We start from the raw sequence: 22,369 nt of genomic DNA, 5'->3' as shown, positions 1-22,369 counted from the left end.
CCCTATGAGCACGCGCACGCCGCTGATGGCGGGCAACTGGAAGATGAACCTCAACCACCTCGAGGCCATCGCGCACGTCCAGAAGCTCGCCTTCGCCCTGGCCGACAAGGACTACGACGCCGTCGAGGTGGCCGTCCTGCCGCCCTTCACCGACCTGCGCTCCGTGCAGACCCTGGTCGACGGCGACAAGCTCAAGATCAAGTACGGCGCCCAGGACATCTCGGCGTACGACGGCGGCGCCTACACCGGCGAGATCTCCGGCCCGATGCTGGCCAAGCTGAAGTGCAGCTTCGTGGCGGTCGGCCACTCCGAGCGCCGCCAGTACCACAACGAGACCGACGAGCTCGTCAACGCCAAGGTCAAGGCCGCCTACAAGCACGGCCTGACCCCGATCCTGTGCGTCGGCGAGGAACTGGACGTCCGCGAGGCGGGCAACCACGTCACCCACACCCTCACCCAGGTCGAGGGCGGCCTGAAGGACCTCCCGGCCGAGCAGGCCGGGACCGTCGTGATCGCCTACGAGCCGGTGTGGGCCATCGGCACCGGCAAGGTCTGCGGCGCCGAGGACGCCCAGGAGGTCTGCGCCGCCATCCGCGGCAAGATCGCCGAGCTGTACACGCAGGAGCTGGCCGACCAGGTCCGCATCCAGTACGGCGGCTCCGTGAAGTCGGGCAACGTCGCCGAGATCATGGCCCAGGCCGACATCGACGGCGCCCTGGTCGGCGGCGCCTCGCTGGACGCCGACGAGTTCGTCAAGATCGTCCGGTTCCGCGACCAGTGAGTATGCGGTAGGCGCAATCCGTCGTACCCTTGCGGGGGCCGAGGGCTCCGAAGAGAGCGTGCACAGCTCACGGACAGAGCTTCGGCCCCCGTCGTCCATCCAGATCCGAGGAAGTTGGTCCAGCTGTGGTTATGGGGTTCTCGATCGCCCTGATCGTCTTCAGCGCGCTGATGATGCTGCTGGTGCTGATGCACAAGGGCAAGGGCGGCGGCCTCTCCGACATGTTCGGTGGCGGTATGCAGTCGTCCGTCGGTGGCTCCTCGGTCGCCGAGCGCAACCTGGACCGCATCACTGTGGTAGTCGGTCTGCTGTGGTTCGCGTGCATTGTGGTGCTCGGCATCCTGATGAAGGTGAACAACTGATCAGCGTCGCACACGCAGCACGTCCATTCCGCACGTAAGGCCCCATGTACGGTACGCGCAGCTGAGCGCGGCCTATCATGGGGCTTGCGTCTGTGTATGGGGGTTGTAACTCCAATCACTGGACGCGCGTTGGGCCTTACGTAGACTGAGGCGCTCGCAGTGAAGCGAAACGCCGACTCGCTTTGCGGCACCATCACGCAGGGAGTTACGACCGTGGCAAGTGGCAACGCGATCCGAGGAAGCCGGGTCGGGGCGGGGCCGATGGGCGAGGCCGAGCGGGGCGAGTCCGCGCCCCGGCTGCGCATCTCCTTCTGGTGCTCCAACGGGCATGAGACGCAGCCCAGCTTCGCCAGCGACGCGCAGGTCCCCGAAACCTGGGACTGCCCGCGATGCGGCTTTCCCGCGGGGCAGGACCGGGACAACCCTCCGGACCCGCCGCGCACCGAGCCCTACAAGACGCACCTCGCCTATGTGCGGGAGCGACGCAGCGACGCGGACGGCGAGGCGATCCTCGCCGAGGCGCTCGCCAAACTGCGGGGCGAGATCTAGGAGTTGAGAACCGGCCGGGCATCCAGATGCCTGGCCGGAGTCGTTCGGAGCGTCGGCCGCCGGATTCCCGGCCGAGGCCGATTGTCAGTGGTGCCCTCTACGGTTTGTTCATCGGCGAACCGGAGGGGGATTCGTGGCGACGGTCGAGACGGGGGGCGTGTGCGCGCCCGCGTGGCGTGGGGGATTCGGGCGGTTGTGGAGCGCCGCCGTGCTCTCCAGCTTCGGCGACGCGTTGCGGACCTCCGCGCTGCCCCTGCTCGCCGCGACACTGACAGGCCGGCCCCTGCTCATCGCGGCGGTCACCGCCTGCGGCTATCTGCCCTGGATCATCTTCGGGCTGCTCGGCGGCGCCGTCGCCGACCGCGTGGACCAGCGGCGCGCGATGTGGACGGCGGACGCGGTACGAGGTCTGTTGGTCGCCTGCTTCGCGGTGGCCGTCGTGCTCGGGCAGGCCTCCATCGGCCTGCTGATCGCGCTGGCCTTCGCCCTCACCACACTCCAGACGCTCTTCGACAACGCCGCCACCGCCCTGCTGCCCGCCCTGGTGGACCGCGACGCTCTGGGCAGCGCGAACGCCCGACTGATGACCGGCCAGCAGATCGCGGCCGGTCTGCTGGGGGCACCCCTCGTGCCGCTGCTGCTGATGGCCGGTGCCGCGATGCCCTTCGCAGCCGACGCGGTGACCTTCCTGGTGGCGGCCGCCCTGGTCGCGTCGCTGCGTACCGGCCTGCCCGAGCGGAAGCCCAGACCGGCGGGCAGCACCCTGCGCCGCGAGATCGCCGAAGGGCTGCGCGCCCTGGGACAGGACAGGGCACTGCGCGGACTGTGCGCCGCCACGGCGTTGTGCAACATCGGCATGGGTGCCCTCATCGCCGGCCTGGTGCTCCTGGTGACGGGCTGGCTGCACGCGGGCACCGCGGGCTATGCGGCGGCCATGACCGCCTACACGATAGGTGGCCTGGCCGGGGGAGTGGCGAGCGGCCGGCTCGTCGCCCGCCTCGGGCGGCTGCGCGCGGTGGTGCTCGCGGGGACCGTGCAGATCGGTGCGCTGGTGGTCATGGGTTCGGTGCCCAGTCCGGTGGCCTTGGCGGCGGCCATGGGCGTCTTCGGCTTCATGGGCATGCTGTGGAACGTCAACACCAGAACGCTGATGCAGGAGCGCACCCCCGCCGACACCCTGGGGCGGGTCAGTGCCGCCTTCCGGACCCTGGCGGTCGCCGGCGCGCCTCTGGGCGCCCTGCTCGGCGGGGCGGTGGCCACCGCCTGGGGCCTGAACACCCCGGCCCTGCTCGCGGCCGCCTTCTTCGTCCTGTCCGTCGCCTCGCTGATACCCGCGCTCAAGGTGAACGTATCCGTTGTTGCGCCCGACGACGACGCCACGACAGCTCACGCCCCGCGCTGATCAATTAGGTTGGCAACGGCAGCGGGGCAGCAGGCACAGGTACGAGAGAAGGCTGAAGTCCTCCATGAACGCAGACGGCCGTACCAGACTCAACCAGAGGCCCGAGTGGACCGCTCTGGCGAAGCACCGCGAGGAGCTCGGGGAGGTGCGGCTGCGCGAGCTGTTCGCCGCCGCTCCGGACCGCGGCACCGCATTCACGCTGCGGGTCGGTGATCTGTACGTCGACTACTCCAAGCACCTGGTCACCGACGAGACGCTGGCCCTGCTGCAGGAACTGGCCGTCGCCACCGACGTGTTCGGGCTGCGGGACGCCATGTTCCGCGGTGACCGGATCAACATCACCGAGGACCGGGCCGTGCTGCACACGGCGTTGCGTGCTCCGGCGAGTGCGGTGGTCGAGGTCGACGGTGAGAACGTGGTGCCGCAGGTCCACGCCGTGCTGGACCGGATGAGTGACTTCGCCGGGCGGGTGCGTTCGGGTGAGTGGACGGGGCACACCGGCAGGCGGATCCGCAATGTCGTCAACATCGGTATCGGTGGCTCGGACCTGGGTCCGGCGATGGCGTACGAGGCGCTGCGCGCGTACACCGACCGGTCGCTGACCTTCCGGTTCGTGTCGAACGTGGACGGGGCCGACCTGCACGAGGCCATCCACGACCTGGACCCGGCGGAGACGTTGTTCATCGTCGCGTCGAAGACGTTCACCACGATCGAGACGATCACCAACGCGACCTCGGCCCGCGACTGGCTGCTCAACGGCCCCGGCGGCCTCGGTGAGGACAAGGCTGTCGCGAAGCATTTCGTGGCGTTGTCGACGAACGCGGGGAAGGTGTCCCAGTTCGGCATCGACACGGCGAACATGTTCGAGTTCTGGGACTGGGTGGGGGGTCGTTACTCCTACAACTCGGCGATCGGTCTGTCCCTGATGATCGCGATCGGGGCGGACCGTTTCCGGGAGATGCTGGACGGTTTCCGGATCGTCGACGAGCACTTCCTCAACACGCCCGCCGAGTCCAACGTGCCGCTGCTGCTGGGCCTGCTGGGCATCTGGTACGGCAACTTCCACGACGCGCAGTCGCACGCGGTGCTGCCCTACAGCCACTATCTGTCGAAGTTCACGGCGTATCTGCAGCAGCTGGACATGGAGTCCAACGGCAAGTCGGTGGACCGGGACGGGCACCCGGTCCAGTGGCAGACCGGGCCGGTGGTGTGGGGCACGCCCGGCACCAACGGGCAGCACGCCTACTACCAGCTGATCCACCAGGGCACCAAGCTGATCCCGGCGGACTTCATCGGTTTCGCCCGCCCGGTCGACGGGCTGAGCGAGGGGCTGCGGGCGCAGCACGACCTGCTGATGGCGAACTTCTTCGCGCAGACGCAGGCGCTGGCGTTCGGCAAGACCCCCGACGAGGTACGCGGGGAGGGTGTGGCCGAGGAGCTGGTGGCGCACAAGACGTTCCAGGGCAACCATCCCACCACCACGATCCTGGCCAGGGAGCTCACCCCGTCGGTGCTGGGCCAGCTCATCGCGCTCTACGAGCACAAGGTGTTCGTGCAGGGCGCCGTCTGGAACATCGACTCCTTCGACCAGTGGGGCGTCGAACTCGGCAAGGTCCTCGCCAAGCGCGTCGAACCCGCCCTCACCCAAGGCACCGACGTACCCGGCCTGGACCATTCCACCAAGGCCCTGGTCGCCGCCTACCGGGAGCTGCGCAGCCGGGACTGAGCGAGCGAGGAGGCGGCCCCTCCTGAGAGTGCGCCTCCGCCGTAGGTGCGGGGGCGCTGCTCAGGCCACGGCGCTCAGGGTGTCCGCGAGCCGACGCCGTGCCGCCCGGGACATCGGCACCGTGGCGAGCGCGGCCGCCCCCAGTACGGCGGCCGCGCCGAACAGCGCCAGCAGGGCGAGGGACGGTCCTTGGGCGATCCCGGCGCCGATACCGCTCGACCTGCCCTGGGCGTCGATCAGCCAGTGGGCGAGCGGGGCGCCCAGGGCCGTACCGACGAGGACCGCGGCAAGCGCGGTACAGCCGGTGGCCGTGACGGTGACCGCGGTGATCTGCCGTGGGGACAGGCCGATGGCCTTGAGCGCCAGCAGGTCCCGCTCGCCCTCGCGCACGGTGCCGCCGATCGCGGTCAGCACTTCGATCAGCCCAATGAGGGCGAGGACGACGATCAGGCCCACCACGACCCCGCGCAGCGGCGAGAGCCCGTCGGCCGGATTCGGCACGGTGTGTACGTCCAGGTGACCGCGCCCGGCGGTGGTCAGCCGGGTGGCGACCGCCTGTGGGTCCGCGCCGGGGTGCAGTCGCAGCTGGTAGAGGGTGGGACCGAGGCCCGGGTCGTTCTCGCGGAGGGTGTCCAGCGAGGTGGAGATGACCCGGCCGGCGTTCTCCGGTTCGATGCTGCGGCCCACGATGTGCAGGATCTGCGGCTGGTCGCCCACCGTCATCCGCACCCAGTCGCCCACCCGCACGTCGAGCAGGTCCAGCAGCCCCTGCCCGGCCACCGCCTCGTCGGGGCCCCGCGCGGCGCGGCCCTGGGCCAGGGCGTACGGGTACGGCTGCCGGTGGGTGCCGAGGCCGCGCAGCGCGATGGTGGCCGTCTGACCCGGCACCAGGGCCGCCACCTCCACACCCGGGTAGGCGGCGGCGACGCCCGGGTCGCGCTCCAGCAGGCGACGGGTGTCCCGCTCACCGAGGCCGGAGTCCGCGCGGACGGAGAGCGCGGCCGGGACACCGATCTGTTCGGGCCTGCTCTGGAAGCGGTCGATGGTGGTCCAGGCGCTCATCGCGACCACGATCAGCAGCAGCGGCAACGCGAGCCGGGCCACCGTCGCCAAGGACCGCGGGCGCCTCGCGAACGCCTTGTGCCAGCCGAGGACCAGCGCGGGCGGCAGCCGCAGCCCGAGCGCCCGGCGAGCCACGGACGAAAGCCGCCCGCCCGCCGGTGCCGCGGGCCGTGGCACCGGCACCGGAGGCACCCGCCCCGCCCGCCATGCCGCGAGTCCGGTGGTCGCACCGATCAGCAGCACCGCCGCCACCGGCACCGCGAACAGCGCCACCGTGTGCCCCGGCAGCCCCTGCCACACACCGACCGCGTCCCCGAGACGTCCGGGGAGGCGGCTGCCCAGTGCCTGGGTGAGCGCCGCCGCGGCCACCGCGCCGAGCAGCGCGTAGGCGATGTGCTGGAAGAGGAAGACGCGGACCACCTGGCCCGGTGTGAAGCCGATCGCCTTCAGCACCGAGATGTCCCGCAGATGGCCCCGGATACGGGTGGCGATCGCCCCGTGCACCGCGAGTCCGGCGGCGATCAGCGCACCGAGGCCGAACAGGCCCAGCACCTGCCCCAGCAGCCGGCTGTCGCCCTGCGCCTCGGCACGCGCCTGCTGCCAGGTGGAGACCTCGCTGACGGCACCGGAGCCGAGGACCGTGACGGCGCGCTGGACGACGTAGTCCGTGTCGTCGGGGTCCGATAGGCGCAGCCCGATCACCTGGCCGCCCGGGTCGCGCACGGCGGACGGGAGCGCCCAGACGAGCCCCGGCTGCTCCCCGGGCCGGTAGCGGGGTTCGGCGCTGTCGGCGATGCCGAGGACGGTCAGTCTCCGTGCCGTGCCGGGCACGCTGAGGGTGTCGCCCGGCTCGGCCAGCAGGGCGCGGGCCAGGCGGCTCTCCAGGACGACGCCGTCCGGGGTGCCGGCGTCCAGCCAGTGGCCGGAGGTGACCAGCGGACGGCCGACGGTGGGCCGCCCCGAGGTGCCGCGCAGTTCGACGGAGGCGCGGGCGCCGCGGGAGGCGAGGGTGGCGGACTCGGTCGGGTAGGGACCGGAGACCGACTCGACGCCGTCCAGGCCCGCTGCCTCGCGTACATCCGTCGACGGGCCGGTGTGCAGCCACACGTGCGCGCCGTGTGCCTGGGTGAAGACCCGCTGCCAGGGATTGGTGGCGTACCCGAACAGGGCCGTGGCCAGCAGCAGCGAGACGACGATGCCGGCGGTGGCGAGGACGAGGAACAGCGCCTCGCCGCGGTGCGTGCGCAGATCGGAGTGCGCCCAGCGCAGGGTGGCTCGCACGGGCTCAGCCCTTCGTTTCGCGCACCGCGAAGGCACCGTCGTACCTACGCATGTCAGTCCCGCACCCGCATGTCACTCCTTGAGCTCCAGCACACCGGATATGCCGGTGCCGCGCGACGGCGTCCCGTGGATGTCCGCGTCGTCGGCGATCCGCCCGTCGAAGAAGCTGATCACCCGGTCCGCGGCGCTCGCCAGCCGCGCGTCATGGGTGACCAGCACGATCGTCTGGCCCCGCTGGTGGAAGCGGGACAGCAGCCGGGTCACCTCGCGGGTGCCCTTGCTGTCCAGGCTGCCCGCGGGCTCGTCGGCCAGCAGCAGCGGCGGGTGGTTGACCAGGGCCCGGGCGAGCGCGACCCGCTGCTGCTCACCGCCGGACAGCTCGCCGGGCATGCTCCGCTCCTTGCCCGTCAGTCCCAGCTCGGCCAGCAGACCCTCCCGCTCGGCGCGGGCCTGCTTGGGGGATGACCCGGCGAGCAGCGCCGGCAGTTCCACGTTGTCGGCGACCGAGAGATCGGAGACCAGGTTGAAGAACTGGAACACGATCCCGATGCGCTTCCTGCGCTCCACGGCCCAGCGCGCCTCGCTCCACGTGTCGGAGCGCTCGCCGTCCAGCCAGATGCTGCCGTCGTCCGGTCGTTGCAGACCGCCCAGCAGGTGCAGCAGCGTGGACTTGCCGGCCCCCGACGGCCCGGTGATCGCCACGAACTCGCCCTGCCGTACGCGCAGATCGACTCCGCGCACGGCATGCGCCGGGGCACCCTCGCCGTGGTGCGTCTTGACCAGGCCCTCGGCGCGCAGCACGGGAGCGGGGCTGTCGTTCACTCCAGCTCCTCCAGCTCTTCCAGTTCTTCCTGGCACCGTTCCAGCCAGTCGAGGTCGGCCTGAAGGTGCAGCATCGCGCCCTCGATGAGCAGGTGGGCGACGCGGTTGTCCCGGTTCTCGGTGGCGGCCAGTTTCGACAGGTCGCGCATGGTGTTGAGGTATTGGCGCCGCTGTTTGTTGATGAGGGCGATCTGGTCGGCGAGACCGGTCTGCGGGGCGAGGGCCAGCTTCATGAAGAACTCGTCCCGCACCCGTGGCTCGTCCGCCGTCTCCTCGTACCAGGCGCGCAGCTCTTCCCGCCCGGCGTCGGTGAGGTGGTAGATCTTCTTGTTGGGCCGGCTCGACTGCTCGACCTCTTCGCCCTCGATCAGTCCCGTCTTCTCGAGGCGGCCGAGGGTGACGTAGATCTGGCCGACGTTCGGCTGAGGGTACGCGGAGCCCAGCAGTTGCTCAAGGTCGTGCTTGAGCTCGTAGCCGTGGGCCGGTCCGCGCGCGAGGAGAGCCAGGAGGGGCAGGCGCACTCGTGCTGTCCTCCTAGTCGCGTAATGTGCTCCGGGCCCTAGTATCGCCCATACCTAACAGGTATACATGGCCTCTGACTCGTGCGAGGGCGCCCGGCGCCACTCGGCATGTGTCAGGTGTCAGGTGCCGGGTGTACAGGGAGGAACCTATGCGGTGGATTCACGCCGCCGGTAGGGGCCTTCTCGTTCTCGCGGTGGTCCTGACCGGGTACGTCGCCTCCGGCGCGCACGCCGATGACGGGCCCGCGGGTGGCCGTGGGCCGCTCACCGTGGCCACCGCCGGAGATCTCACCGGCTATCTGGGCCCCCTGCTTCAGGGCTGGAACCGCACCCATCCCGGCGAGCGGGTCACCCTCGTCGAGCTCCCGGACTCCGCCGACGAGACGCACGCGCAGATGGCCACCGACCTGCGCGACGGCGACCGCAGCCGGTTCGACGTCCTCAACATCGACGTCAACTGGACCTCGGAGTTCGCCGCAGCGGGCTGGATCCGCCCGCTGCCGCGCGACCGCTTCCCGCTGAAGTCCTTCCTCAAGCCGGTCGAGCACACCGCGACCTACGACGGACAGCTGTACGCCGTCCCTTACGTCACCAACGCCGGACTGCTGCTGTACCGGAAGGACATCCTGGCGAAGGAGGGCGTCCGGCCGCCGCGCACCTGGGCCGAACTGGAGCGGGACGCGAAGACCATCGCCCCGAAGTACGGTCTCGACGGCTACGCCGGCCAGTTCCTCCCCTACGAGGGCCTCACCGTCAACGCGGCCGAGGCCGTCTACTCGGCGGGCGGCACGATCCTCGGCGACGAGGGCGAACGCGTCACTGTGAACTCCGCCGCCGCCCGCGAGGGCATCGGGTTCCTCGCCAGGGGCGTGCGGGAGGGCTGGATCCCGAAGCAGGCGCTGAGGTACAAGGAGGAGGAGTCGAAGCAGGCCTTCCAGGACGGACGGCTGCTCTTCCTCCGTAATTGGCCGTACGCGTACGTCGGTGCCTCCGCCAGGGGGTCGAAGGTCGCCGGGAAGATCGGCGCCGTGCCGCTGCCCGGACCCGGCGGGCCGGGGAGGAGCGTCCTCGGCGGCTCCAACCTGGCCGTGAGCACGCACGCGCGGTACCCCGACTCGGCCGCGCGTCTGATCGCGTACCTCACCAGCGAGCCCGTCCAGCGCCAGGTCCTCACACGCGGCGCGCTGCCACCGGTACGTGCCGCGCTGTACGAAGACCCCGAGCTGGTGCGGGAGTTCCCGTACCTGCCGACCCTGCGTGCGAGCGTCGTCCGGGCCGCCCCGCGGCCGAAGAGCCCCCGCTACGACCAGGTCAGCCTGGTGGTGCAGGCGGTCGTGCACGACGCGATGACCGGGCGCGAGACGCCTGCGGCGGCGGTGCGGCGGCTGGCGCGGGAGCTCGCGGCCGTCTCCAGTCGATAGCGATCGTAGTTACCTGTTAGGTAACGCGGCTATCTCATCTGGCTTCACAATGCCCCTGTAGGGCCCCTTTTGTCACGCCAACTCGGCAGTAGCTTCTGTTTCTTTCATTGACACCCTCACGACACGTCTACCTAACATGCATGCATGTCGAGCAAGTACCGCCGCTGGTGGCGCGACGCAGTGATCTACCAGGTGTATGTCCGCAGCTTCCTGGACAGCACCGGCGACGGCATCGGCGATCTCGCCGGGGTCAGGGCCGGACTGCCGTACCTGAAGAAGCTGGGCGTCGACGGGATCTGGCTGAGCCCCTTCTACCCCTCGCCGCAGCACGACCACGGCTACGACGTGGCCGACTACCGCGACGTCGACCCGACCTTCGGCGACCTCGCCGAGTTCGACCTGCTGATGGCGGCCGCCCGGCGACTCGGCGTCAAGGTGCTCCTCGACATCGTCCCGAACCACTGCTCCAGCGAGCACCCGTGGTTCCAGGAGGCGCTCGCCGCCGCTCCCGGCAGCGCGGCCCGCGCCCGCTTCCACTTCGCCGACGGCCGCGGCCCGGACGGTGCCGAGCCGCCCAACAACTGGCACTCCATGTTCGGCGGCCCGGCATGGAGCCGGGTGACCGAGGCGAACGGGCGGCCCGGCCAGTGGTACCTGCACATGTTCGCCCCCGAGCAGCCCGACTGGAACTGGCGCAACTCCGAGATCGGCGCCGAGTTCGACCGGGTGCTCCGCTTCTGGCTCGACCGGGGCGTCGACGGCTTCCGCATCGACGTGGCCGCCGGCCTCTTCAAGCACCCGGAACTGCCCGACTCCCCGGACCCGGAGGCCGACGCCCGCACCCGCGACTCGGTCAACCCGCTCGCCTGGAACCAGCCCGAGGTGCACGACGTATGGCGGCACTGGCGCTCCGTGTGCGACGAATACGCGGCGCGCGACGGCCGGGAACGGCTGCTGGTCGGCGAGGTCTCGGTGCCGACCGCCCGCGAACACGCCCGGTACGTCCGCCCGGACGAGCTCCACCAGGCCTTCTTCTTCGACCTGCTCGGCGCCTCCTGGGACGCCGACGCCTTCCGCAAGGTCATCTCCGAGGCCATGCAGGACATCGCCGGGACCGGCTCCACGGTCACCTGGGTCCTCAATAACCACGACCAGGTCCGCACCGTCACCCGCTACGGCGAACCCGCCACCGACGGCAGCGGACTCGGTACCGCCCGCGCCCGCGCCGCCGCGCTGCTGATGCTGGCGCTGCCCGGAGCCGCGTACATCTACCAGGGCGAGGAACTGGGCCTGCCCGAGGTCGTCGACCTGCCCGACGACGTGCTCACCGACCCGATCTTCCGGCGCACCGGCAGCCGGGCCCGCATCCGTGACGGCTGCCGGGTGCCGCTGCCGTGGTCCGGGCAGGCGTCCCCGTTCGGCTTCACCTCCGGCGCCGACAGCGCCAAGCCCTGGCTGCCGCAGCCCGAGTACTTCGCCGAGTACGCCACCGACCGCGCCCTCGCCGACACCCGCTCCTTCTGGCACCTGTACCGCGACGGCCTCCAACTGCGCGCCGCGCTGCCCCAGTTGGGCGAAGGGTCGCTGCGCTGGCTGGACACCCCGCCCGGCGTCCTCGGCTTCGCCCGCGGCGACGGGCTGGTCTGCGCCGTCAACTTCGGTACGGCGCCCGCGCCCGCGCCGGTCTCCGGCACCCCTCTGCTGTCCAGCGGCGCCTGCCCGGCCGGGGTGCTCCCCGGTTCGACGGCCGCCTGGTGGATCAGCGACCAGCTCTGACTTTCTTCCGACCCTCCTGACTACCCGTCGACTTCCCCCTGCCTTCCGTCAACTTCTCACCCCTCGAAGGGACATCAACGATGATGCGACGACGTACGACCCTGCTCTCGAGCTGCACCGCCCTCGCCCTGGCACTCGGCGCCACCGCCTGCGGAGGCGGCCCCGTCTCGGCGGGCGGCGGCGACAAGGCGCTCAGCGGTCAGACGGTCACCGTGGCCGGTGTCTGGTCCGGCAGCGAGCAGAAGAACTTCCAGAAGGTGCTGGACGCCTTCGGCGAGAAGACCGGCGCCAAGACGCAGTTCGTGTCCACCGGGGACAACGTCTCCACCGTCGTCGGCAGCAAGATCGAGGGCGGGAACGCGCCCGACGTGGTGATGGTCCCGCAGGTCGGCGTCCTGCAGCAGTTCGCGAAGCAGGGCTGGCTCAAGCCGCTGTCGAAGACGACCGAGCAGTCCGTGGACGCGGGTTACGCGCCCGTGTGGAAGAAGTACGGCAGCGTCGACGGCGCCCTCTACGGCCTCTACTTCAAGGCCGCCCACAAGTCGACGGTCTGGTACAGCCCCGACGCCCTCGACCAGGCCGGGGTCAAGCCGCCGGCCACGTACGACGCGATGCTGAAGGCCGGGCGGGTCGTCTCCGACTCCGGTCTCGCCGCCTTCTCGGTGGCCGGGCAGGACGGCTGGACCCTCACCGACTGGTTCGAGAACGTCTACCTCTCCCAGGCCGGACCCGAGAAGTACGACGCCCTGGCCACCCACAAGCTGAAGTGGACCGACGCGTCGGTGGTCAAGGCGCTCGACACGCTCGGCAAGCTCTTCAAGGACAAGCAGCTGCTGGCGGGCGGGCAGAAGGGGGCGCTCAACACCGACTTCCCGGGCTCGGTGGAGAAGGTGTTCGGGCCCGAGCCCGAGGCCGGCATGGTCTACGAGGGCGACTTCGTCGCCGGGGTCGCCAAGGACCAGTTCGGCAAGGCGATCGGGCAGGACGCGAACTTCTTCCCCTTCCCGGCGGTCGACGGCGGCAAGGCCCCGGTGGTCAGCGGCGGTGACGCGGCCGTGGTGCTGAAGGACGGCAAGAACGCCAAGGCCGGCATGCAGCTCCTGGAGTACCTGGCCACCCCCGAGGCAGCGGCCGTGTGGGCGAAGGCGGGCGGCTTCCTGTCCCCGAACAAGAAGCTCGACCTCGCCACGTACGGCGACGACGTCACCCGCGCCACCGCCAAGTCCCTTGTCGGGGCCGGGGATTCGGTCCGCTTCGACATGTCCGACCAGGCCCCGGCGGCCTTCGGCGGCACCAAGGGCGCCGGTGAGTGGAAGCTGCTGCAGGACTTCCTGCGCGACCCGTCGGACCCGAAGGGGACCGCGGCGCAGCTGGAAGCCGCGGCCGCCAAGGCGTACAAGGGCTGACCGGCCATGACCGCGACCCTTGTGAAAGAGGCGGGCGCTCCGCCCTCCGGTCCCGCCGTCCGCGCCCGGCGCACGCGGCGGCGCGGACGCGTCATCGCCGTCCTGTTCGCGTTCCCCGCCCTGCTCCTGCTCGGCGCGCTCGTCGTCTATCCCGTGCTGTTCTCGATCGGCCGCAGCTTCTTCGACGCGTCCGGCACCCGTTTTGTGGGCGGCGAGAACTACACCGAGATGTTCCGTGACCCGGCGACCGTCAAGGCCGTCCGGAACACGGCGATCTGGGTGGTGGTGGCTCCCGCCCTGCTGACCGGCCTCGGCCTGATCCTCGCCGTGCTGGTGGAGAAGGTCCGCTGGGCGACCGCCTTCAAACTGCTGCTGTTCATGCCGATGGCGGTGTCCTTCCTCGCCGCCGGCATCATCTTCCGGCTGGCCTACGACGAGGACCCGAACAAGGGCGTCCTGAACGCCGCCGTCGTCTCGGTGCACGACGCCTTCGCGGGCACCTCGCCGTACCCGACGGCCCGCGCCCGCGACGGCCACGGACTGAAGGGCGAGCCGGACGGCTCGTACCGGACGACCGCCACCGTCTCCCCCGGGGACTCGGTGACCCTCGGCCTGGTCGGCGTCCCGCCGAAGGAACTGCCCGCGGGGGCCGAGCCCGCGTACCCGGCCGCCGCACGCGCGGCGGCGCCGGACGAGCTGCGCGGGGTGGTCTACCTCGACTTCACACCCGGCGGGGGAGGGGAGCAGGGCAAGGTCGACCGGCGGGAGAGTGGGCTGCCGCAGACGAAGGTCGAGGCGGTCGGCGGCGACGGGAAGACGGCCGCGAGTACGACGACGGCGTCCGACGGCTCCTTCCGCTTCACCGGCCTCGACTCCGGTTCGTACACGGTGAAGCTGCCCGCGTCGAACTTCGCCGAGCCGTACGGAGGCGTCTCCTGGCTCGGGCCCGCGCTCGTCACCCCGGCGATCATCGGGGCGTACCTGTGGATCTGGACCGGCTTCGCGATGGTGCTGATCGGCGCCGGGCTCGCGGCGCTGCCCCGGGACGCGCTGGAGGCGGCGCGGATGGACGGGGCGAACGAGTGGCAGATCTTCCGGCGGATCACGGTGCCGCTGCTGGCGCCCGTCCTCACCGTGGTCTTCGTGACCCTCGTGATCAACGTGATGAAGGTCTTCGACCTCGTCTACATCATCGCGCCCGGGCCGGTGCAGGAGGACGCGACCGTGCTCGCCACGCAGATGTGGCTGGTGTCGTTCGGCGGCGGCAACAACCAGGGCCTGGGCAGTGCCCTCGGGGTTCTGCTCCTGCTTCTGGTGATCCCGGCCATGGTCTTCAACGTCCGTCGTTTCCGAGGGAGTCAGCGATGAACGCCGTGCGACGCGGCCTGGCCAACGGTCTGGTGCAGGCCTTCCTCGTGGTGATCGGCCTGGTCTGGGTGACCCCGCTCGCGGGACTGTTCCTCTCCTCGCTGCGGTCCGCCCAGGACACGGCGGGGGGCGGTTGGTGGACCGTGTTCGCCAGCCCCGGGCAGCTGTCCTTCGACAACTACTCGGCGCTGCTGAAGAACTCCGGGATGATCCAGTCGTTCTGGAACACGGTGCTGATCTCGGTGCCGACGACCGTCCTGGTGGTGGTCCTCGCGGCACTCGCCGGATACGCGTTCGCCTGGCTGGACTTCCCCGGGCGGGACACCGTCTTCCTGGTCGTGGTGGCGCTGTTGGTGGTGCCGGTCCAGATCGGACTGCTCCCGGTCGCCAAACTCTTCGGGCAGCTGGGGCTGTTCGGGACGATTCCGGGTGTGGTGCTCTTCCACGTGGCGTACGGGCTGCCGTTCGCGGTGTTCCTGCTGCGCAACTACTTCGCCGAGATGCCGAAGGAGATGCTGGAGGCGGCCCGGATGGACGGGGGCAGCGAGTGGCGGATCTTCACCCGGCTGGTCCTGCCGGTGGGACGGCCGGCGATCGCCAGCCTCGCCATCTTCCAGTTCCTGTGGGTGTGGAACGACATGCTGGTCGCCCTGCTGTTCGCGGACGGCTCCGCACAGCCGCTGACCGTGGAACTCCAGTCCCAGATACGTCAGTTCGGCAGCAACATCGACGTCCTGGCACCCGGCGCGTTCCTGTCGCTGGTGGTGCCGGTGGTGGTGTTCTTCGCGTTCCAGCGGCACTTCGTGCAGGGCGTGATGGCGGGTTCGGTGAAGTAGGCCGCCTCCTCGCGCGGCTGAGGGGCGGCGGAGGCGAGAACCTCCGCCGCCCCTCAGCTCACGACAACGCCGTCCCTCAACTCATGACAACGCCGAGTGTCGGTTCATGACGACGCCGGCGGATACAGCGCCCGCGGCAGCTGCGAGGCCGCCGCGGAGTCCAGCAGCCACAGGGTGCGCTGCCTGCCGCGTGCGCCCGCCGCCGGGGCCTGGATCTCGCCCGCGCCAGAGAGGCCGATCGCCGCGGCCTCGGCCTTGTCCTCGCCCGCCGCCAGCAGCCACACCTCGCGCGCCGCCCGGATCGCCGGAAGCGTGAGGGTCACGCGGGTCGGCGGAGGCTTCGGAGCGCCGTGGACGCCGACCACCGTGCGTTCGGTCTCCCGGACGGCCGGCAGTTCGGGGAACAGGGACGCCACATGGGTGTCCGGTCCCACGCCCAGCATCAGGACGTCGAACGTCGGTACCGAGCCGTGGTTCTCGGGGCCCGCCGCACGGGCCAGCTCCTCGGCGTAACCCGCGGCCGCGGCGTCCGCGTCGGACCCGTACGGTCCGTCCGACGCGGGCATGGCGTGCACGCGCTTCGGGTCCAGCGGCACCGCGTCCAGCAGGGCCTCGCGGGCCTGCGTGACATTGCGGTCCGGGTCGCCCTCGGGCAGGAACCGCTCGTCGCCCCACCACAGGTCCAGGCGGCCCCAGTCGACGGCGTCCCGGGCGGGCGCGGCGGCCAGGGCGGCCAGCAGCCCGTTGCCGTTGCGGCCGCCCGTGAGGACCACGGAGGCCGTGCCGCGCGAGGCCTGCGCGTCCACGACCTTCGTGATCAGGCGGGCCGCGGCGGCCTGGGCCATCAGCTCCTTGTCGTGGTGCACGACCAGCTGCGGAGTGCTCACTTCGCCGCCGCCTTCCTCACCGGAGCCTGCGCCGCCGCTTCCTTCGCGGGTGCTTTCGCAGCCGCTTCAAGGGGAGTAGGGACCGCGGCGGCCCCTTCTCGTTCGGCTCCTTTGGCTCCTTCGGCTCCCTTGGCTCCTTCGGCTCCTTTGGCCACCGGTCCCTCCGAGCTGGTGTGCTCGTGAGCGGCCGGCTCCGGGTCGGGCACCTCGGCACCCTTGCCGTGCGACCCGTGCGACCCGTGCGACCCGTGCGACCCGTGCGACCCGTGCGACCCGTGCGAGGTGTTCAACCGCTCCACCCCGAACCGCAGCGCGGACGCGTACGTGTCGTCCGGGTCCAGCCGCCGCAGCTCCTCCGCGATCAGCTCGGCCGTCTCGCGGCGCTTGAGCGCCACCGCACGGTCCGGCTGGCCCTCGATGGAGAGGGTGGCGAGGGAACCGTCGGCACGGTCGAGGATGATCGGGCCGCAGTCGGTGTGCATCCGGACCGCCGTCAGACCGGGGCCCGACGACAGCGAACGCTTCACCGGGACGTCCAGCCGGTCCGCGAGCCACATCGCCAGCAGCTCACAGCTCGGGTTGAACTCCTCGCCCTCCACCTCGACGGCCTCGACCTCGCAGGTCACCTGGTCGAGAGCCGCCGCCAGCATCGAACGCCAGGGCGTGATCCGGGTCCACGACAGATCCGTGTCCCCGGGCGTGTAGGCGTCCGCGCGGGAACCGAGGTCCCGTACCGGCTGCTCGGAGGCGTAGGTGTCGGTGACCCGGCGCTGGGCGAGGGCGCCCAGGGGGTCCTGTGCCGGGTCCAGGGGCGCGTTCACCGGCCACCAGACCACCACCGGGGCGTCCGGCAGCAGCAGTGGCAGGACGACCGACTGGGCGTGGTGGGCGACATCGCCGTACAGCCGCAGGACGACCGTCTCGCCGGTGCCCGCGTCCGCGCCCACCCGCACCTCGGCGTCCAGTCGTGACTGGGTCCGGTCGCGGGGAGAACGTGAGACGCGCTTGATGACCACGAGCGTGCGCGAGGGGTGCTCGTGCGAGGCGTCGTTGGCGGCCTTCAGAGCGTCGTACGCGTTCTCCTCGTCCGTGACGATGACCAGCGTGAGCACCATGCCGACGGCCGGGGTGCCGATGGCCCGCCGGCCCTGCACCAGTGCCTTGTTGACCTTGCTGGCCGTGGTGTCCGTGAGGTCTATCTTCATGGCCGGCGCCAGCTCCGTCCGTCTCGCTCGAGCATTTCGTCCGCCTCGACGGGTCCCCAGGTGCCGGCCGGGTACTGGGCGGGCTTGCCGTTCTTGTCCCAGTACTGCTCGATCGGGTCGAGGATCTTCCAGGACAGCTCGACCTCCTCGGTGCGCGGGAAGAGGTTCGAGTCCCCGAGCAGCACGTCGAGGATGAGGCGCTCGTACGCCTCCGGGCTGGACTCCGTGAACGACTCGCCGTAGGCGAAGTCCATGGACACGTCCCGGATCTCCATCGAGGTGCCCGGCACCTTGGAGCCGAAGCGGACCGTGACGCCCTCGTCGGGCTGGACGCGGATGACGATCGCGTTCTTGCCCAGCTCCTCCGTCGCCGTGTGGTCGAAGGGGGAGTGCGGGGCCCGCTGGAAGACGACCGCGATCTCGGTGACCCGGCGGCCCAGCCGCTTGCCGGTGCGCAGATAGAAGGGGATCCCCGCCCAGCGCCGGTTGTCGATCTCCACCTTGATCGCCGCGTAGGTGTCGGTCTTCGACTTGTGGTCGATGCCGTCCTCTTCGAGGTAGCCGATGACCTTCTCGCCACCCTGCCAGCCGGCCGCGTACTGCCCGCGCACGGTGTCCACGCCGAGGTCCTTCGGCAGTCTCACCGCGCCGAGCACCTTGGTCTTCTCGGCGGCGAGGGCGTCCGCGTCGAAGGACGACGGCTCCTCCATCGCCGTGAGGGCCAGCAGCTGGAGCAGGTGGTTCTGGATGACGTCACGGGCGGCGCCGATGCCGTCGTAGTAGCCGGCCCGGCCGCCGATGCCGATGTCCTCGGCCATCGTGATCTGCACATGGTCCACGAAGGACCGGTTCCAGATCGGCTCGAACATCGTGTTGGCGAAGCGCAGCGCCAGGATGTTCTGGACGGTCTCCTTGCCCAGGTAGTGGTCGATACGGAAGACCTGGTCCGGGGCGAAGACCTCGTGCACGACCTTGTTGAGTTCCTCGGCCGACTTCAGGTCGTGGCCGAAGGGCTTCTCGATGACGGCGCGCCGCCAGGAGCCTCCCTGCTGGTCCGCCAGCCCGTGCTTCTTCAGCTGCTGGATGACCACGGGGAAGGAGCGCGGCGGCACGGACAGGTAGAAGGCGAAGTTGCCGCCCGTGCCCTGTGCCTTGTCCAGCTCCTCGATGGTGCCGCGCAGGCGCTCGAACGCGTCGTCGTCGTCGAAGGTGCCCTGGACGAAGCGCATCCCCTGGATGAGCTGCTGCCAGACCTCCTCACGGAACGGCGTACGGGCGTGCTCCTTGACGGCGTCGTGGACCTCCTGAGCGAAGTCCTCGTGCGCCCACTCACGCCGGGCGAAACCGACCAGCGAGAAACCCGGAGGCAGCAGACCCCGGTTCGCGAGGTCGTACACGGCGGGCATGAGCTTCTTTCGTGACAAATCGCCCGTCACGCCGAAGATGACCAGGCCCGACGGCCCCGCGATACGCGGGAGCCGTCGGTCGGCGGGGTCCCGGAGCGGGTTCGCTCCGGGACCGGAAATAGGAGCCAAGGCTTCAGCCCTCCGAAGGGGCGAGGCGCTGGAGCTCCGCCTCGGTCGACTTGAGCAGGTCGTTCCAGGACGACTCGAACTTCTCGACGCCCTCGTCCTCCAGGAGCTGGACGACCTCGTCGTACGGGATCCCGAGCTTCTCGACCGCGTCGAGGTCGGCGCGGGCCTGCTCGTAGGTGCCCGAGATGGCGTCGCCGCGGATCTCGCCCTGCTCCTCGGTGGCGAACAGGGTCGCCTCCGGCATGGTGTTGACCGTGTTCGGCGCGACCAGTTCCTCGACGTACATGGTCTTCTTGTACGCCGGGTCCTTGACACCGGTCGACGCCCACAGCGGACGCTGCTTGTTGGCGCCCGCGCTCTCCAGCGTGCTCCAGCGGTCCGAGGAGAAGACCTCCTCGTACGCCTGGTAGGCGAGACGGGCGTTGGCGACGCCGGCCTTGCCGCGGGCGGCCTTGGCGGCGTCGGTGCCGAGCGCGTCGATCCGCTTGTCGATCTCGGTGTCCACGCGGGACACGAAGAAGGACGCCACGGAGTGGATCTTCGAGAGGTCCAGGCCGCGCTCCTTGGCCTTCTCCAGGCCCGCGAGGAACGCGTCCATGACCTCGCGGTAGCGCTCCAGCGAGAAGATCAGCGTGACGTTGACGCTGATGCCGAGGCCGATGACCTCGGTGATCGCCGGGATGCCCGCCCGGGTCGCCGGGATCTTGATGAGCGTGTTGGGACGGTCCACCAGCCAGGCCAGCTGCCGGGCCTCGGCGGTCGTCGCCTTGGTGTTGTGGGCCAGGCGCGGGTCGACCTCGATCGAGACCCGGCCGTCCTGGCCGCCGGTGGCGTCGAAGACCGGCCGCAGGATGTCGGCGGCGTCGCGGACGTCCGCCGTCGTGATCATGCGGATGGCCTCTTCGACCGTGACCTTGCGGAAGGCGAGGTCGGAGAGCTGCTGGTCGTAACCGTCGCCCTCGGAGATCGCCTTCTGGAAGATGGACGGGTTGGTGGTGACGCCCACGACGTGCTGCTGGTCGATCAGCTCGGCGAGGTTGCCGGACGTGATCCGCTTGCGCGACAGGTCGTCCAGCCAGATCGCCACGCCTTCCTCGGAGAGGCGCTTGAGTGCGTCTGTCATGGAAATTGCATCTCCTACGTGTCGTATATGAGCGTCAGCGCTGGGCTGCGGCGATCGATTCCCGGGCCTGGGCCGCCACGTTCTCGGCGGTGAAGCCGAACTCCTGGAAGAGCACCTTGCCGTCCGCCGAAGCACCGAAGTGCTCCAGGGAAACGATGCGTCCGGCGTCTCCCACGTACTTGTGCCAGGTGAGACCGATCCCGGCCTCGACCGCGACACGCGCCTTCACCGCAGGCGGCAGGACGCTGTCCCGGTACCCCTGGTCCTGCTCCTCGAACCACTCCACGCACGGCATGGACACGACCCGCGTCGGCACACCGTCGGCTTCGAGCCGCTCACGGGCCTCGACGGCGACGTGCACCTCGGAACCGGTCGCGACGAGGATCGCCTCCGGCGTCCCGGTGGAGGCCTCGAACAGGACGTAACCACCCTTGGCCGCGTCCTCGTTGTGCTGGTACGTCGGCACGCCCTGACGGGTCAGCGCGAGGCCGTGCGGGGCTCCCTTGCCGAAGACCTTGGTGTAGCGGCGCAGGATCTCGCGCCAGGCGATCGCGGTCTCGTTCGCGTCCGCCGGACGGACCACGTTCAGGCCCGGGATGGCGCGCAGGGACGCGAGGTGTTCGACGGGCTGGTGGGTGGGGCCGTCCTCGCCCAGGCCGATGGAGTCGTGCGTCCACACGTAGGTGACCGGCAGGTGCATCAGCGCCGACAGGCGCACCGCGTTGCGCATGTAGTCGGAGAACACCAGGAAGGTGCCGCCGTAGATACGGGTGTTGCCGTGCAGGGCGATGCCGTTCATCTCCGCGGCCATGGAGTGCTCGCGGATGCCGAAGTGGATCGTGCGGCCGTACGGGTTCGCCTCGGGCAGCGGGTTGTCCCCGGGCAGGAAGGAGCTCGTCTTGTCGATCGTGGTGTTGTTGGAGCCGGCCAGGTCGGCCGAGCCGCCCCACAGCTCCGGGATCACCGCGCCGAGCGCCTGCAGCACCTTGCCGGACGCGGCACGGGTCGCGACACCCTTGCCCGTCTCGAAGACCGGAAGCTTGTCCTCCCAGCCCTTGGGCAGCTCACCCGCGGCGATCCGGTCGAACTCGGCCGCACGCTCGGCGTTGTTGTTGCGCCACTCCTGGAAGGACTTCTCCCACTGGGCCCTGGCCTGACGGCCCCGCTCACTCAGCGCGCGGGTGTGGGTCAGGACCTCGTCGGCGACCTCGAAGGTCTGCTCGGGATCGAAGCCCAGGACGCGCTTGGTGGCCGCGACCTCGTCGTCGCCCAGCGCGGAGCCGTGCGCGGCCTCGGTGTTCTGGGCGTTGGGGGCGGGCCAGGCGATGATCGAGCGCATCGCGATGAAGGAGGGCCGGTCCGTGACCTGCCTGGCGGCCTCGATGGCGTCGTAGAGGGCGTGCGGGTCCAGGTCGCCGTCCGGCTTGGCGGCCACCCGCTGCACATGCCAGCCGTACGCCTCGTAGCGCTTGGCAGTGTCCTCGGAGACAGCTGTCTCGGTGTCGCCCTCGATGGAGATGTGGTTGTCGTCCCACAACAGGATGAGGTTGCCGAGCTTTTGGTGACCGGCCAGCGAGGACGCCTCCGCGGAGATGCCCTCCTGCAGACAGCCGTCACCGGCGATCGCGAACACGAAGTGATCGAAGGGGGACTCACCGGCGGGCGCGTCCGGGTCGAACAGACCGCGCTCGTAACGGGCGGCCATCGCCATGCCCACCGCGTTGGCCACACCCTGCCCCAACGGGCCCGTCGTCGTCTCCACACCCGTGGTGTGGCCGTACTCCGGATGCCCCGGCGTCTTCGACCCCCACGTCCTGAACGACTTCAGGTCCTCCAGCTCCAGACCGAAACCGGCCAGGTACAGCTGCGTGTAGAGGGTCAGGGACGAATGGCCGGCAGACAGCACGAAGCGGTCCCGGCCCACCCAGTCGGCGTCCGCCGGGTCATGCCGCATCACCTTCTGGAAGAGGGTGTACGCGGCAGGCGCCAGGCTCATCGCCGTACCGGGATGGCCGTTGCCGACCTTCTGTACGGCATCGGCGGCCAGGACGCGGGCGGTGTCGACGGCCCGCTGGTCCAACTCGGTCCACTCGAGGTCTGTGGTGGTCGGCTTGGTGCTCACCCTGGGTCAGGGCTCCTCTCCACATGTCACGCATGTCGAATTGCCGGTGCACTGGACGCCCCGGCCGTTGTCGAGCCTACCCCCGTGAGTACGTGGGCCTTTTCGAGCCGTTCCAGACTGCCGGGAGTCTTCGGGATCCGCCTCCCGACTGGGCCGTTCCCTGTTCGGCAGGTGAATACGGAGC

At 70.3% G+C, this 22,369-nt stretch carries 18 protein-coding genes; 10 read left to right on the top strand and 8 right to left on the bottom strand.

Annotated features, from left to right (window positions below; translation table 11 throughout):
• The first annotated feature begins 4 nt into the window (after positions 1 to 4).
• From tpiA to pgi, 5 genes are all read left to right on the top strand, one after another.
• On the top strand, positions 5 to 781 hold the full coding sequence (gene tpiA, locus OHA64_RS11695; RefSeq protein WP_405611879.1) for a triose-phosphate isomerase: 777 nt from the start codon (positions 5 to 7) through the stop codon (positions 779 to 781).
• Between the two features lie 131 nt (positions 782 to 912).
• The gene (secG, locus tag OHA64_RS11690; protein ID WP_362441621.1) at positions 913 to 1,143 is read left to right on the top strand and encodes a preprotein translocase subunit SecG; all 231 of its coding nucleotides are present in this window, start codon (positions 913 to 915) and stop codon (positions 1,141 to 1,143) included.
• Positions 1,144 to 1,356: 213 nt separating this feature from the next.
• Positions 1,357 to 1,692 (top strand): RNA polymerase-binding protein RbpA, encoded by a 336-nt coding sequence (locus OHA64_RS11685; protein WP_003976875.1) that lies wholly within the window; start codon positions 1,357 to 1,359, stop codon positions 1,690 to 1,692.
• Positions 1,693 to 1,825: 133 nt separating this feature from the next.
• Complete coding sequence (locus OHA64_RS11680) at positions 1,826 to 3,094, top strand: MFS transporter (protein WP_405611877.1); 1,269 nt, start codon at positions 1,826 to 1,828, stop codon at positions 3,092 to 3,094.
• 64 nt (positions 3,095 to 3,158) lie between these two features.
• The gene (gene pgi / locus OHA64_RS11675) at positions 3,159 to 4,820 is read left to right on the top strand and encodes a glucose-6-phosphate isomerase (RefSeq protein WP_405611875.1); all 1,662 of its coding nucleotides are present in this window, start codon (positions 3,159 to 3,161) and stop codon (positions 4,818 to 4,820) included.
• Between the two features lie 60 nt (positions 4,821 to 4,880).
• Here the strand turns inward: pgi and OHA64_RS11670 are convergent, their stop codons facing one another.
• The 3 genes from OHA64_RS11670 to OHA64_RS11660 all read right to left on the bottom strand — a co-directional run bounded on the left by OHA64_RS11670 (position 4,881) and on the right by OHA64_RS11660 (position 8,506).
• Positions 4,881 to 7,163, bottom strand: coding sequence for an FtsX-like permease family protein (locus OHA64_RS11670; RefSeq protein WP_405611873.1), 2,283 nt, complete (start codon positions 7,161 to 7,163; stop codon positions 4,881 to 4,883).
• Positions 7,164 to 7,235: 72 nt separating this feature from the next.
• A complete protein-coding gene (locus OHA64_RS11665; protein WP_405611871.1) occupies positions 7,236 to 7,985 on the bottom strand; it encodes an ABC transporter ATP-binding protein in 750 nt (249 codons plus the stop codon).
• Positions 7,982 to 8,506 (bottom strand): PadR family transcriptional regulator, encoded by a 525-nt coding sequence (locus OHA64_RS11660; protein ID WP_405611869.1) that lies wholly within the window; start codon positions 8,504 to 8,506, stop codon positions 7,982 to 7,984. Before OHA64_RS11660 ends, OHA64_RS11665 begins: the two co-directional genes overlap by 4 nt.
• 149 nt (positions 8,507 to 8,655) lie before the next feature.
• Here OHA64_RS11660 and OHA64_RS11655 point away from each other — a divergent pair, with 149 nt between their 5' ends.
• The 5 genes from OHA64_RS11655 to OHA64_RS11635 all read left to right on the top strand — a co-directional run bounded on the left by OHA64_RS11655 (position 8,656) and on the right by OHA64_RS11635 (position 15,313).
• A complete protein-coding gene (locus tag OHA64_RS11655) occupies positions 8,656 to 9,927 on the top strand; it encodes an ABC transporter substrate-binding protein (protein WP_405611867.1) in 1,272 nt (423 codons plus the stop codon).
• Positions 9,928 to 10,071: 144 nt separating this feature from the next.
• Positions 10,072 to 11,703, top strand: a complete 1,632-nt coding sequence (locus tag OHA64_RS11650; RefSeq protein WP_405611865.1) for a glycoside hydrolase family 13 protein — start codon at positions 10,072 to 10,074, stop codon at positions 11,701 to 11,703.
• Between the two features lie 80 nt (positions 11,704 to 11,783).
• Positions 11,784 to 13,109, top strand: coding sequence for an ABC transporter substrate-binding protein (locus OHA64_RS11645; protein ID WP_405611863.1), 1,326 nt, complete (start codon positions 11,784 to 11,786; stop codon positions 13,107 to 13,109).
• Positions 13,110 to 13,115: 6 nt separating this feature from the next.
• A complete protein-coding gene (locus OHA64_RS11640; protein ID WP_405611861.1) occupies positions 13,116 to 14,477 on the top strand; it encodes an ABC transporter permease subunit in 1,362 nt (453 codons plus the stop codon).
• On the top strand, positions 14,474 to 15,313 hold the full coding sequence (locus tag OHA64_RS11635) for a carbohydrate ABC transporter permease (RefSeq protein WP_405611859.1): 840 nt from the start codon (positions 14,474 to 14,476) through the stop codon (positions 15,311 to 15,313). The genes OHA64_RS11640 and OHA64_RS11635 overlap by 4 nt, the downstream gene beginning before the upstream one ends.
• A gap of 104 nt (positions 15,314 to 15,417) precedes the next feature.
• Here the strand turns inward: OHA64_RS11635 and pgl are convergent, their stop codons facing one another.
• The 5 genes from pgl to tkt are packed head-to-tail and all read right to left on the bottom strand — an operon-like array spanning position 15,418 to position 22,185.
• Entirely contained in the window at positions 15,418 to 16,200 is a 783-nt protein-coding gene (pgl, locus tag OHA64_RS11630) for a 6-phosphogluconolactonase (protein WP_405611857.1), read from the bottom strand.
• A complete protein-coding gene (gene opcA / locus OHA64_RS11625; RefSeq protein ID WP_405611855.1) occupies positions 16,197 to 17,405 on the bottom strand; it encodes a glucose-6-phosphate dehydrogenase assembly protein OpcA in 1,209 nt (402 codons plus the stop codon). Before opcA ends, pgl begins: the two co-directional genes overlap by 4 nt.
• Positions 17,402 to 18,931, bottom strand: a complete 1,530-nt coding sequence (zwf, locus tag OHA64_RS11620; RefSeq protein WP_405623940.1) for a glucose-6-phosphate dehydrogenase — start codon at positions 18,929 to 18,931, stop codon at positions 17,402 to 17,404. Before zwf ends, opcA begins: the two co-directional genes overlap by 4 nt.
• A 13-nt stretch (positions 18,932 to 18,944) precedes the next feature.
• The gene (tal, locus tag OHA64_RS11615) at positions 18,945 to 20,063 is read right to left on the bottom strand and encodes a transaldolase (protein ID WP_405611853.1); all 1,119 of its coding nucleotides are present in this window, start codon (positions 20,061 to 20,063) and stop codon (positions 18,945 to 18,947) included.
• 34 nt (positions 20,064 to 20,097) lie between these two features.
• Positions 20,098 to 22,185, bottom strand: coding sequence for a transketolase (tkt, locus tag OHA64_RS11610; RefSeq protein ID WP_405611851.1), 2,088 nt, complete (start codon positions 22,183 to 22,185; stop codon positions 20,098 to 20,100).
• Between the last annotated feature and the right edge of the window lie 184 nt (positions 22,186 to 22,369).

It is taken from the genome of Streptomyces sp. NBC_00076 (genome assembly GCF_045041235.1).
In the GTDB taxonomy this organism is placed as follows: Bacteria; Actinomycetota; Actinomycetes; order Streptomycetales; family Streptomycetaceae; genus Streptomyces.
Note: the sequence above shows the minus strand (reverse complement) of the source record. Positions and strands in the feature narration are given on the sequence as shown.